14 protein-coding genes are annotated in these 12,461 nt (G+C 43.1%); 11 read left to right on the plus strand and 3 right to left on the minus strand.

Annotation, left to right across the window (positions count from 1 at the left end; all coding sequences use genetic code 11):
- The first annotated feature begins 34 nt into the window (after window positions 1-34).
- The 9 genes from K1I56_RS00130 to ldcB all read left to right on the plus strand — a co-directional run bounded on the left by K1I56_RS00130 (window position 35) and on the right by ldcB (window position 8,614).
- On the plus strand, window positions 35-877 hold the full coding sequence (locus K1I56_RS00130; protein ID WP_223324634.1) for a metallophosphoesterase family protein: 843 nt from the start codon (window positions 35-37) through the stop codon (window positions 875-877).
- A 148-nt stretch (window positions 878-1,025) separates the two neighbouring features.
- Window positions 1,026-1,631, plus strand: a complete 606-nt coding sequence (locus K1I56_RS00135; protein WP_003001591.1) for a nitroreductase family protein — start codon at window positions 1,026-1,028, stop codon at window positions 1,629-1,631.
- Between the two features lie 34 nt (window positions 1,632-1,665).
- Entirely contained in the window at window positions 1,666-3,072 is a 1,407-nt protein-coding gene (gene pepV / locus K1I56_RS00140) for a dipeptidase PepV (RefSeq protein WP_223324638.1), read from the plus strand.
- A gap of 52 nt (window positions 3,073-3,124) precedes the next feature.
- Window positions 3,125-3,709 carry a uracil-DNA glycosylase family protein gene (locus K1I56_RS00145; RefSeq protein WP_045759544.1) on the plus strand — a complete coding sequence of 195 codons (585 nt, stop codon included), beginning with the start codon at window positions 3,125-3,127 and terminating at the stop codon, window positions 3,707-3,709.
- A 12-nt stretch (window positions 3,710-3,721) separates the two neighbouring features.
- Window positions 3,722-4,213 carry a prolyl-tRNA synthetase associated domain-containing protein gene (locus tag K1I56_RS00150; protein WP_223324639.1) on the plus strand — a complete coding sequence of 164 codons (492 nt, stop codon included), beginning with the start codon at window positions 3,722-3,724 and terminating at the stop codon, window positions 4,211-4,213.
- A 13-nt stretch (window positions 4,214-4,226) separates the two neighbouring features.
- A complete protein-coding gene (locus tag K1I56_RS00155; RefSeq protein WP_129824572.1) occupies window positions 4,227-4,511 on the plus strand; it encodes a rhodanese-like domain-containing protein in 285 nt (94 codons plus the stop codon).
- Between the two features lie 323 nt (window positions 4,512-4,834).
- Complete coding sequence (locus K1I56_RS00160) at window positions 4,835-5,971, plus strand: DUF6574 domain-containing protein (protein ID WP_223324640.1); 1,137 nt, start codon at window positions 4,835-4,837, stop codon at window positions 5,969-5,971.
- Between the two features lie 66 nt (window positions 5,972-6,037).
- Window positions 6,038-7,825, plus strand: a complete 1,788-nt coding sequence (locus tag K1I56_RS00165) for a TcaA second domain-containing protein (protein WP_223324641.1) — start codon at window positions 6,038-6,040, stop codon at window positions 7,823-7,825.
- 9 nt (window positions 7,826-7,834) lie between these two features.
- Window positions 7,835-8,614: an LD-carboxypeptidase LdcB/DacB gene (gene ldcB, locus K1I56_RS00170; RefSeq protein WP_070587317.1), complete on the plus strand. Its 780-nt coding sequence runs from the start codon at window positions 7,835-7,837 to the stop codon at window positions 8,612-8,614.
- Between the two features lie 33 nt (window positions 8,615-8,647).
- On the opposite strand, the gene K1I56_RS00175 is transcribed toward ldcB, so the two are convergent.
- The 3 genes from K1I56_RS00175 to coaA form a co-directional block, all read right to left on the minus strand.
- Window positions 8,648-9,154 (minus strand): DNA topology modulation protein, encoded by a 507-nt coding sequence (locus K1I56_RS00175; protein WP_223324642.1) that lies wholly within the window; start codon window positions 9,152-9,154, stop codon window positions 8,648-8,650.
- Window positions 9,155-9,220: 66 nt separating this feature from the next.
- Window positions 9,221-9,469 (minus strand): 30S ribosomal protein S20, encoded by a 249-nt coding sequence (rpsT, locus tag K1I56_RS00180; RefSeq protein WP_003007640.1) that lies wholly within the window; start codon window positions 9,467-9,469, stop codon window positions 9,221-9,223.
- Window positions 9,470-9,565: 96 nt separating this feature from the next.
- Window positions 9,566-10,486 carry a type I pantothenate kinase gene (gene coaA, locus K1I56_RS00185; protein ID WP_070466090.1) on the minus strand — a complete coding sequence of 307 codons (921 nt, stop codon included), beginning with the start codon at window positions 10,484-10,486 and terminating at the stop codon, window positions 9,566-9,568.
- A 90-nt stretch (window positions 10,487-10,576) separates the two neighbouring features.
- On the opposite strand from coaA, the gene K1I56_RS00190 reads away from it, so the two are divergent.
- Together K1I56_RS00190 and K1I56_RS00195 are read left to right on the plus strand one after the other, a co-directional pair.
- Window positions 10,577-11,170 (plus strand): class I SAM-dependent methyltransferase, encoded by a 594-nt coding sequence (locus K1I56_RS00190; protein WP_070594890.1) that lies wholly within the window; start codon window positions 10,577-10,579, stop codon window positions 11,168-11,170.
- On the plus strand, window positions 11,167-12,444 hold the full coding sequence (locus K1I56_RS00195; protein ID WP_201087727.1) for a pyrimidine-nucleoside phosphorylase: 1,278 nt from the start codon (window positions 11,167-11,169) through the stop codon (window positions 12,442-12,444). Before K1I56_RS00190 ends, K1I56_RS00195 begins: the two co-directional genes overlap by 4 nt.
- Window positions 12,445-12,461: the final 17 nt, after the last annotated feature.

Raw genomic sequence — 12,461 nt, forward strand, 5'->3', positions numbered from 1 at the left:
TCAAATCTAATTAAATTTCAAATGAGGTGTAATAATGAACCATCGAATCGCTATTATTTCTGATATCCACGGAGATACGACTGCCCTCAAGGCAGTGATTGCGGATGCGCGTGCTCTAGGCGCGACGGAATACTGGCTTTTAGGAGACGTTTTGCTACCGGGGCCTGGAAGAGAGGACCTTTTTGAGTTGCTGGATGCAATTCCCATTACAGCAGCTGTTCGAGGAAATTGGGACGATTGTGTCCTAGAGGCCTTGGATGGCGAGTACGGGTTAGAGGATCCGCAGGAGATCCAACTTCTTCGCCTCACTCAGTACCTCATGGAAGGATTGGATCCTAAGCGGATCGATTGGCTTCGTTCCCTTCCATTGGTAGAGAAGAAGGAGGTCAATGGCATTCGTTTTTCACTGACCCACAACTTGCCAGAAAAGAATTATGGTGGAGATTTGCGTCCAGCTAATGCGACGGAGAACTTTGACCAACTGCTGGATGATCAGACGGATCTGGCGATCTACGGTCATGTCCACAAGCAGTTGCTTCGCTATGGCAGTCAGGGCCAGCAGATCCTCAATCCGGGGACTATTGGCATGCCTTATTTTGACTGGGAACCAATTCAAAACCACAGAGCTCAATATGCTCTGATCGATGTCGAAGAAGATGGGGTGACCAACCTGCAATTTCGTAAGGTGGCCTATGACTATGAAGCAGAGCTCCAAGATGCTAAGGACAAAGATCTTCCTTTTATTGAGATGTACGAAGAATTGAGACGCGAGGATAACTATCGGGGCCATAACATCGAGCTCCTAACTAGCTTAATTGAGAAATACGGTTATGCCAAAGAAGTAGCTGACTATTTCAATCTTTCCAATGAATCATAGGTGGATCTCTTGTGTATTCAACCTATAAAAAAGAAGCGGAACTTCAAAATGTCCGCTTCTTTTTTCACAATCTTAGGCTGTAAAACCCTGCAAGCTCTTTCATTTTGTGTTAAAATAGGAGTAACAGAAATAGAAAAGGAAGAAGCTTATGAAATTTCTAGAGCTCAATAAAAAACGCCATGCGATCAAGCATTTCACTGACCAACCGGTCGATCCAAAGGATGTACGGACTGCTATTGAGATCGCAACCTTGGCCCCTAGTGCCCACAATAGCCAGCCTTGGAAATTTGTGGTCGTTCGTCAAAAAAATGCGGAATTGGCAAAATTAGCCTATGGTGCAAACTACGATCAAGTCATGGAAGCACCTGTGACCATCGCCCTCTTTACAGATACCGATTTGCAAAAACGGGCTCGCAAGATTGCGCGTGTCGGTGGGGTGAAAAACTTCACAGACGAGCAGTTGCAATACTTTATGCAAAATCTTCCTGCTGAATTTGCGCGCTATGATGCCCAACAAACAAGTGATTACTTGGCTTTGAATGCCGGTCTTGTGGCTATGAACTTGGTACTTGCTTTGACGGACCAAGGCATTGGAACCAATATTATCTTGGGATTTGATAAATCAAAAATCAATGAAGTATTGGACATCGAAGAGCGTTTCCGTCCGGAAGTCTTGATTACGGTTGGCTATGCCGCTGAAAAAGTAGAGCCAAGCTATCGCTTACCAGTGGACGAAATCATTGACAAACGCTAAGCCATTTAGCAAATAGAAGATCGAGGAGGAATTCATGACAACAGTTGACTTTAAAGCAGAAGTAGAAAAACGTCGCGATGAGATGATGGCTGACCTATACAGCCTCTTGGAAATCAATTCTGAACGCGATGACAGCAAGGCAGATGCGGAGCATCCTTTTGGACCTGGTCCTGTAAAAGCTCTTGAAAAATTCTTGGAAATTGCCAAGCGTGATGGCTATGAAACTAAGAATGTCGACAATTATGCCGGTCACTTTACCTTTGGTGAAGGAGAAGAAGAGCTTGGAATCTTTGCCCATATGGACGTCGTGCCTGCTGGTAGTGGCTGGAAGACGGATCCCTACAAACCAGAAATTATCGATGGCAAGCTCTATGCGCGTGGTTCGTCTGATGATAAAGGGCCTACAATGGCCTGCTACTATGGTTTGAAGATCATTAAAGACCTAGGACTCCCTGTTTCTAAGCGCGTGCGCTTTGTTGTCGGTACGGATGAAGAATCAGGATGGGGCGACATGGATTACTATTTCAAACATGTCGGACTTCCTGAGCCAGATTTTGGCTTCTCACCAGATGCGGAATTCCCAATCATCAATGGGGAAAAAGGAAACATCACTGAGTACCTTCATTTTGGAAATGACAACACAGGAAGTGCCCATCTTCATAGCTTTACAGGTGGCCTTCGTGAAAACATGGTGCCAGAGTCAGCGACTGCAGTCGTTTCTGGACAACTTCCAGATCTTGCTGGCCTCTTAGATGCCTTTGCCAAGGAACACCAGCTTCAGTATGAAATCTCAACCGTGGATGAAGAAACCTATACCGTTACGATTATTGGGAAATCGGCTCACGGATCAACTCCTGAAGATGGGATCAATGGTGCAACCTACTTAGCGCTCTTGTTGAACCAATTTGATTTTGGTGGCGCTGCTAAGGCTTACCTTCATGTGACAGCTTCGCTTCTTCACGAAGATTTTGCCGGTGAAAAATTAGGTATTGCCCATACAGATGCCAAAATGGGACCATTGAGCATGAATGCAGGTGTCTTCCATTTTGATGAAAGCCAAGCAGACAACACTATTGCCCTCAATATCCGTTACCCTCAAGGTACAGATCCTGAAACCATCAAATCCACCCTTGAAAAGATCGAAGGAGTGGCTACAGTAAGCTTGTCAGCCCACGGTCACACACCTCACTATGTTCCGATGGATGATGAATTGGTATCCACCCTCTTGCGTGTTTACGAAAAACAAACGGGTCTCAAAGGACATGAACAAGTGATCGGTGGTGGTACCTTTGGTCGTCTCTTGAAACGTGGGGTTGCCTTTGGTGCTATGTTCCCAGACTATGTCAATACTATGCACCAAGCTAATGAGTTCGCAGATGTTGAAGATCTCTATCGAGCAGCAGCTATTTACGCAGAAGCCATCTATGAACTAATCAAATAATCTACTACTCGGCCAGTTTTTCTGGCTGAGTTTTTCCATAGAAGGAGGACTTATGTCAACGATTGAAAGCATTAAACAAGCCATTATGGCAGATCCTCAAAATAAAGAATATACAGAGAAAGGGATCGAGCCACTCTTTGCAGCCCCAAAGACAGCTCGTATCAATATTATCGGACAAGCTCCAGGGATGAAGACAGAAGAAGCTGGTATTTACTGGAAGGATAAGAGTGGTGACCGCCTGCGCGAATGGTTAGGAGTTGACGAAGACACCTTTTATAATTCTGGTTTGTTTGCGGTCATCCCCATGGACTTTTATTTCCCAGGGCATGGAAAATCTGGTGACCTTCCACCTCGCAAAGGCTTTGCGGAAAAGTGGCACCCTCAACTTCTCAAGGAGTGTCCGGATATTGAATTGACCCTCTTAATTGGACAATATGCCCAAGCATACTACCTTCATGAAAAGGTTAGTGGCAAGGTAACCGAACGGGTTCACCATTTTAAAGATTATTTGCCAACCTATTTTCCACTTGTTCACCCTTCCCCTCGCAATCAAATCTGGATGGCTAAAAATCCTTGGTTTGAGGCAGAAGTGGTCCCAGAATTGCAAACCTTAGTACAAGAGATCATTCAAAAATAAAGGAGAGCGAAGATGGATCCTTATCAACAAGTTAAAGAAAAATTAGATGAGTTGGGAATTTCATTTGATGTGGTGGAACACCCACCTGCATTTACGACGGAGCAGGCGGATTCTTATATTGAAGGCTTAGAAGGTATCCGGACTAAGACCATGTTTTTGACCAACAAGAAGAAAACCCAATACTATCTGCTCATCATGGATGACCAGAAGCCATTGGATATGGATGATTTCAAAGAGCAAGTGGAAGCCAACCGGATCCGCATGGCTTCAGCAGATTCTTTAGCTGAAAAAATGCAATTACCGCCAGGAACAGTTTCTCCATTTGGTTTATTGAACAATGAAGAAAAAGATATTCGAGTCTATTTCGATAAAGACATTGTGTCAGAGGAGATCATGACCTTTCATCCCAATACCAACGAAAAAACGATCTTTATTAAAACCCAAGACTTGTTCCGATTTTTAGAGTCAATTGACTTTAGCTATCAAATTCTAACCCTTCCATAACAAAGGAGAAATCATGAAAGAAATTCCATTTTCAAGCTTTTACCAAGCTTATCAAAAAGGAGATTTACACGTTCTTGATGTACGCGAGCAGGAAGAGTATGATGCCCTTCACTTAGATGGGGTTCGTCTTCTTCCCTTATCTGAGTTAGCAGATCGCTTCCAGGAATTAGAGAAGGATCAGCCCTATTATGTCATCTGCAAGTCTGGTCGACGCTCAGCACGTGCTTGCCAATTTTTGGAAGAGCAAGGCTACGATGTGACCAACGTCCAAGGTGGCATGGATGCATTTGAATCCTAATAAAAAGAGAGTGGGACAGAAATCGGTAATTCGTTAGAATTCGATTTCGTCGTCCCACCTCCGCACAGTTGAGTAGGGCTGTAAAAGCTGATGCAATCAGCGTAGTAGAGCCCACTCAACCACTGCGTCTTGCACTTATTCCTATCAAACATCAAAGGCTGGACAGTTTTTGCCCAGCCTCTTTTTCTTTACTAATTTCTAAAAATGAGTAGAATTTGTATGTTTTTCAAAAGATATTACAGGGATTTTCCAGTCTTTCATTGAAAATGGTTCAGAAATTTTGTATAATACCCTAGTATAAACAATAGTTAAGGAGATTCATTATGTCAAAACAAGATTGGCTGGATTATTTCGAAGCTGTAAATGGTCGTTCTGCTAGTGCAGAAGAAATTGCTCAAGCACTGGCTGCAGGAGAATTTCAAGAAGAAGTAGTGGTTCCAGAAACCCCACAAGCCCCAGAATTTGTCGCAGCACCAACTGCACCTGTGGAAGAACCAGTTGCTGCTCCACAAGCCCCAGAGTTTGTTGCAGCGCCAGAAGCCCCACAAGCTCCAGACTTTGTCGCAGCGCCAACTGCCCCTACTGAAGAACCAGTCGCAGCTCCTCAAGCTCCAGAGTTTGTTGCAGCACCAGCAGCACCAGCAGCTCCTGCAGCTCCTGCAGCACCAGCAGCTTCTGCAGCTCCAACTGCTCCTACAGAAGAACCAGTCGCAGCTCCAGTTCAAGAGCCTGCCCCTCAAGCTCCACAGCAAGCCTACCAACAACCTACTCAAGCAGCTTATCAACAAGCTCCTTACCAAGGTCAACCAGGACAACCTTATCCTGCCCAACCAAGTCAATTTGGTGTAGCCGTTGGTGGTTACTGGAATTGGTTCCTTTCAGCTTTGAAACGTCCAACGGCTGTAGAAAATCCAAAAGCACTTAACGGAATTTTACAGTATGTCTTGACTGCCTTTGTCTTGACCTTGGGGACATTCTTCACAGCTAGTGGATTTACAGGTGGTTATGGAATGGATTTCCGTGCCTTTATGTTGACATTGATTTCCCTATTCTTTAGCCTTTACGCCTTCCAAGTAGCTGGATTCTTTGTTCGTCGTGTGGTTCTTCAAGATAAGGAATACAGTTACGGTCGTTCATTTGAAGAGTTTGGACGTTTGTCTGTTTACACATTGCCACTTGCCCTCCTTGCTTTCTTAGTAGGTCTTGTAAAAGTTTATGAATTTTATGGCTTTGTAAACTTCCTTATTTTCTTCTTGTTCTTTGTTGGAACATGCTATGTCGTTCATCAAGGGTTGAACAAGACAAGCTTTAAAGCAGATAAATTCTTGCTTCTAGTAGCATCATCTGTTGTCTTGCTTCTCATTGCCATCTTTGTCATTTATGTGAATGCTCGTATTTTAGAACAAGTAGCCGTAGGATTTATTCCAAGTGCTCCAAATTTCTCTAACTTTGGATTCTAACAATATCACAAAACGGAAGGTGGGGGAACCCACTTTCCCTATTTTATAATGAGGGAGAAGAGATCCATGCAAAAGAAATGGGTTGAATTATTTGAAAAAGTGATTGGTCGCAAACCGTCACCAGAAGAGTTTATGGCTGGGAAAGCTTGTGGATTTGATTTGAAACAAATTCAGTATATCGCTGGGAATGCCCCAGCAGAGGAAGTAGCTCCTGTCGAGGAACCAGTGGTTGAACCAGTTGAAGAAGTGAAGAATGTCGATCCACTTCTAGCACCTCGACAGGCTTGGTTGCAACATTTTGAAGAAACCTATGGCCGCAAGCCAAGTGCAGAAGAATTTACCGCGGCTAAAAGTCAAAACTTCGAGTTTTTTGTAGGACCTGTGCCTGAAGCAGAATTTGCGACCCCAGATTCAACAGAAGAAACACAGGAATATGTCCCTCAACAGCAAACTAAAGAGTATACAGCTCCACTTGCCGCTGAGCAAACGCAGGTCTTTGCTGGTCCAAATGTTACAGAAGCAGGCCCAGCTCAGAAAAAACAAAAGGCCCCTAAAACGAAGGGTGAAAAGAAACTTTCCAAGAAGAAAATTGGGATTATTTCTGCTATTGCAGTCCTTGTGATAGCTTTGGTAGCAGCCTTCTTTTACTTCCAGTCAACAACGCGTGTCGAAGTGACTGCAGATAAATTTATTAAGGCAGTGGACACCAAGGATTATCGCGAAGCAGCAGATCTGCTTTCAACCGATAACGATAAATGGACAAAGGATGAAGCCGAAAGCTTTATTACCAGCATGGAAGATCAAGGGGTCGATATCGGCACAGAGTTGAACAAGATCATTGATAATGGTGGAGAAGGCAGCTATACGGATAAATCTGGAAACAAGATCTTTGGTTTGGAAAAAGCGGACAAGAAATTTGGAATCTTCCAAGAATACCGTGTGGCCAGCTATCCAGTGCAAGTGAAGGTCAAGACCAATTTGGATCAAGCCAAACTCAAAGTGGCTGCCAATAAAACAGTGACCTTGAAGAAAGATGCAGTGACAGACCTTGGTTATTTCCATTACAATACAAAAGAAATGGAATTGACTGCTAAAACAGAGGTCGGAAATGTTACTTCTAAGATCCATCTCAATCCTAAAAAAGCAACAAAGAATAATTTAGAATTGCAGTTGAATTCTGAAAAACGCAATTTAGAAGTTGAGTTCCCAGATGAAGTTGAAAACCCAACGGATGTGAAGGTTGTGGTCAACGGCAAAGAAGTCGGAACCAGCACGACCTTTGAAGTAGACAGCATTCCTTATCAAGAAATTGAAGTACATGCCGTCTTCAACATGAATGGGGAAACCTATACAACTGAAAAGGCTAAGGTGACGATTGAAGAGGGTGAGAACGATCCGATCGAACTTAAACTAGCCAAAGATACCCTAAAACGCATCAAGAGTGCACAAGATGCTAAGAAAGCGCAAGCTGCCAAAGAAGAACAAAATCGGACCTTGGCGGAAGAATTCTTGAAAGAGTACCGCGACGCTGTCTTTAGCTCCGTTTCAAATCGAAATAACACCTACTCTAAATACTATGACACACAAAGTCAAGCCTACAAAGACATGGTTGAGTTCACAACTGGTGATGGTGTTCGAAAGGCTAAGATTGACTACTATACTCCAGGAGCTTTGGACATTCAAAGTGTCACGGAAGAAAATGGTGTGGTAACGATCAAGACTTATGAAGACTTTACCGTGCATTATACAGATAGCCATCCAGATTCACAAAACCGCAAGTACAAGACCTACACCTTGAAAAAAGTAGGTGCAAGTTATGTGATTACAGATATTGTCGTAACAAAAGAATCATAGGAGATTCCCATGAAAGCAAGATTTTCCAAATTAACTTTGGTGACAGTTGCCTTGTTAACCCTGACAGCTTGCTCCCAATCTCATTCCACTAGTTCTAAATCTTCTGCAAAAGAAGAAAGCAAACAAACGCAAACCAAGTCTTCCAAAGAAACGTCTTCTGCAAAGGATACGTCAAAAGAGACTGGCAAAGAAGAGTCTTCAAAAGCTGGTAAGTCAGATGTCAAAGTGGACTCTGGTGTCAGCTATAATGGTTCTTACTATAGTGTCAAAGGGAAATATGGTGAGGTTATGATCGCCAACAAACATTATCCCTTGTCGCCTGACTTTAACCCAGGTGAAGATCCTGAAGCTGTTTCAGCCCTTCATGAATTGATCGCAGCCATGCAGGCAGAAGGATATCCGATCAGTGACCAATATAGTGGTTTTCGTAGCTACGATACCCAAGTTGGCCTCTACCAAAACTATGTCAATCAAGATGGTCAGGAAGCCGCCGATCGTTATTCTGCAAGACCGGGTTATAGTGAACACCAAACTGGTTTGACCTTTGATTTAATCGATACCAGTGGTAATTTGGTAACCGAACCTGGACCAAGTAAGTGGTTGCTCAAGAATGCTGCTAAATATGGCTTTGTGGTTCGTTACCAAGAAGGAAAAGAAAAAGTGACAGGCTACATGCCAGAAAGCTGGCATCTCCGCTATATCGGAAAAGAAGCGCAAGATATCGCGGACTCAGGTTTGAGTCTGGAAGAATACTATGGCTTCACCGGTGGCGATTACGTTGATAAATAAGAAAAGGTTGGGATTGATATCCCAACCTTTTTATTATATGTTTTTTAGAAACGCATCCAGTTCTTTTTGGTTTTTAAGAGAGATAAATTTGTCTGGATAGGTTTGGTTGACAGTCTGATAGCGTGTGACCTGTCTAGCTTGGCGACCGTCCCAAAGGATCCAACGGATGAATTCCCAGTCAAAGCGTTCGGGGCAACCTGCCGCCATACTCTCACGGACTCGGCCTTTATAACGGCGGTATCGTTTCCAGCCTCTAAAGAGGCAGTTCCAACGAGAGAAGTTGAGAAAGATAATCTGGTCCGCTTGCTCCATTCTTTCCTCATAGCAGCACCAAGAGTAATTGCCATCAATGACCCAGTCTTTATGATCGCCGAGAAACTGTCTCATCTCTTTCTCCATCCAATCCCGGTCACTGTCTATCCAGCCCGGTTGAAATTGAAGGGTATCCATGTGGAGCTTTGGAATGGAGTAGTGGCGGGCTAAGTTTTCAGCCAAGGTGGATTTACCTGAGCCAGAATAGCCGATAATAACGATTTTCATAAGCACCTTTTAAAAAATTAGGCACAAAAAAAGCTCCGGAGAGCTTGATTTTTATGCTGTTCTTGATTAACCAAGTTTCGCTGCAAGACGTGCTTTATCACGGCTAGCTTTGTTCTTGTGGATCAAACCTTTAGTTTCTGCTTTATCGATAGCTGAGCTAGCAGCGCGGTAAAGTTCTTCAGATGGGTTTGCTTCAAAAGCTTTGATTGCAGTACGCATAGCTGATTTTTGAGCTGAGTTTTTTTCGTTTTGTTTAACGTTCAATTCAGCGCGTTTGATAGCTGATTTAATGTTTGCCAAGTTATTCACCTCCATTGATAATCTAACTATCTCATTATATATGAAAAGTTAAGATTTGACAAGCCTAAAATAGCTTTTCCTTAAAAAAGTACCGTTAAAAGGCCATTTTCTCTAGCGTTTGAGATAAATTTCGTCGATTTCATGGTTGGTTGCCTTATGGAGAATCAGATCAGCTCGGTTTCTGGTTGGTTGGATGTAATGCTGCAAGTTGACTAAATTAATGGATTCCCAGACCTGATGGGCCATGCTTAAAACTTCTTCTAGGGGTTGCTCTGTAAATCGATAGTAGTAGTTATTAGGATCATTCTGAGCTAATGCAAGGAGTTTTTGGAAGCGATCGATATACCAAGATTCGATATCGTCGACCGCGGCATCCACATAGATCGAAAAATCAAAGAAATCGGTCATATAGAGACTGTCATTTTGTGGATTTTGAAAGACATTGATCCCTTCGACAATGACAAAATCAGCCGGTAAAATGGTTTGCTTCTCATCTGGGACAATATCGTATATTTCGTGGGAATAGACAGGGATTTCTACTCTCTTGTTGTTTTTAATTTGATTGAGAAAATCAAGGAGCAATTCCATATCATAGCTTTCCGGAAATCCTTTTCGATTGAGGATCTCTTGTTCTTTTAAGATAGCATTTGGATAGAGAAAACCATCCGTTGTTACCAACTCTACAGTCGAGCCTTCGAAGGTTCGTGACAGCAGGATTTGAAGTAAACGGCTAGTGGTAGATTTTCCAACCGCTACGCTTCCTGAAACACCAATGATAAAGGGTTGGCGCTCACTCGTTTTTTGAAGAAAAATACCTTTTGAGAAGGCCAAATCTTCTTTGGAACGCTTGTAGATTCCAATCAGGTTTGTCAAAGGCAGGTAGACGTCACGTACATCTTGGAGGTTGATGCGGTCGTTAAAACTTTTAATAGAATTGAGCTCTGTTTGAGAGAGTGGTGGGGTGGTTTTGCGGTGCAAATTTTGCCAGGTTTCCCGATTAATTTTTTCAAAATGTAGAAATTCTTTGTCCATATGTCACTCCTATTGTAGTCTTTAGTATACCAATTTTTAGAGGTCATGTAAACGATTTAAAAAAGGAGTGAATTATGATAAAATAACCTTATGAGTAAAATGTATTTCGATGTAAACCCAGATGCAGCCCATGATATTCATGATCTGGCTGTTGTTTTATTGGGACAAAAGATGAATTTTTATACGGACGCCGGCGTCTTTAGTAAAAAAATGATTGACTATGGAAGCCAGGTGCTCTTATCAACCCTGGATTTTCAAGAAGGGGAAAGTGTCCTCGATGTTGGCTGTGGCTATGGTCCAATTGGCCTCTCTCTAGCTAAAGCCCAGGGAGTCGCAGTGACCATGGTCGATGTCAATGAGAGGGCACTAGACTTGGCTAAGAAAAATGCTAGCCGAAACGGCGTGGAAGTTCAGATCTTTTCTTCGGATGTCTATGAAGCAGTCGAAGGGGTCTTTGACCATGTAATCAGTAATCCGCCGATCCGAGCTGGTAAGAAAGTGGTCCACCAAGTGATCACCGGTAGTTTTGAACATTTGAAACCAGGTGGAGACTTGACCATTGTCATTCAGAAAAAACAAGGGGCTCCGAGCGCTAAGGCCAAGATGGAAGAGACGTTTGGCAATTGTGAAATCGTAAAAAAAGACAAAGGCTATTATATTTTAAGAAGTGAGAAAGAATCATGAGAGCAGTAGATATCATTCAGAAAAAAAGAGATGGTCTTGCCTTAAACAAGGAAGAAATTGAATGGCTGATTGAGGGCTATGTTGCTGGAACGGTTCCAGATTACCAAATGTCCGCTTTTGCTATGGCTGTTTATTTTAAAGGGATGACGACGGAAGAAATCTCTCATATGACCATGAAGATGGTCCAAACGGGGCAACAGTTTGATCTGTCAGCTATTCCAGGAATCAAGGTGGACAAACACTCGACTGGTGGTGTAGGAGACAAGGTAACCTTGGTCTTGGTGCCTTTGGTTGCAAGTTTCGGAGTGCCGGTTGCAAAAATGAGTGGTCGTGGCTTAGGCCACACAGGTGGGACCATCGATAAGTTGGAATCCATTAAAGGTTTCCAGATTGAACGGAACCAAGAGGAATTTATCCAGCAGGTGCAGGAGATCGGCTTATCGGTCATTGGTCAATCCGACCAACTCGTAAAAGCAGACAAACTCTTGTATGCTCTGCGTGATGTGACAGCGACAGTGGACACCATTCCTTTGATTGCTAGCTCCGTCATGAGTAAGAAAATTGCAGCTGGTGCTGATGCCATTCTTCTCGATGTCACCGTTGGAGAAGGGGCCTTTATGAAGACCATTGAAGAGGCGCGTGAACTAGCTCGTACCATGGTGGATCTTGGAAATGCAGTGGGTCGGAAAACCATCGCTGTCATTACAGATATGAGCCAACCTTTGGGAACCAGCATTGGTAATCGTTTAGAGATTTTGGAAGCCCTGGATATTCTAAAAGGACAGGGGCGTGCTGATGTCACAGAGTTTATTTGTGAATTAGCACAAATCATGTTGAAATTGGCCAATGTAGATCAATCAATTGAAGCCATTCATGAACACTTGAGCAATGGACGAGCCTTAGCCAAGTTTGAAGAAATGGTCGTGGCACAAGGTGGAAACTTAGAGGATTTGCATCGTCCCGTCAAAGTAGATCAGGTCCTTGAAGTAACAGCAGATCAAGATGGCGTTATTGCAGCTTTACCTGCCATGGAATTTGGCCTGTTAGCCATGCGACTTGGTGCTGGCCGTGCTGTCAAATCGGATCCGCTTGATTATGAAACAGGGATTGTATTTGACAAAAAAGTGGGAGAGCACGTTAAAAAAGGGGAACGCATTGCTCGTATTTTCGTGAATGAAAAAAATTCACAAGAAAGCGTTACAGAATTCAAAAAAAATGTTAAAATACTAGAAGGGGCTGAAAGCGTTAAAGAAATTATTGAAATAATATCTTAAGTAGCTCAGGAGATTGT

The organism is Streptococcus parasanguinis, from assembly GCF_019929185.1.
Classification (GTDB): domain Bacteria; phylum Bacillota; class Bacilli; order Lactobacillales; family Streptococcaceae; genus Streptococcus; species Streptococcus parasanguinis_O.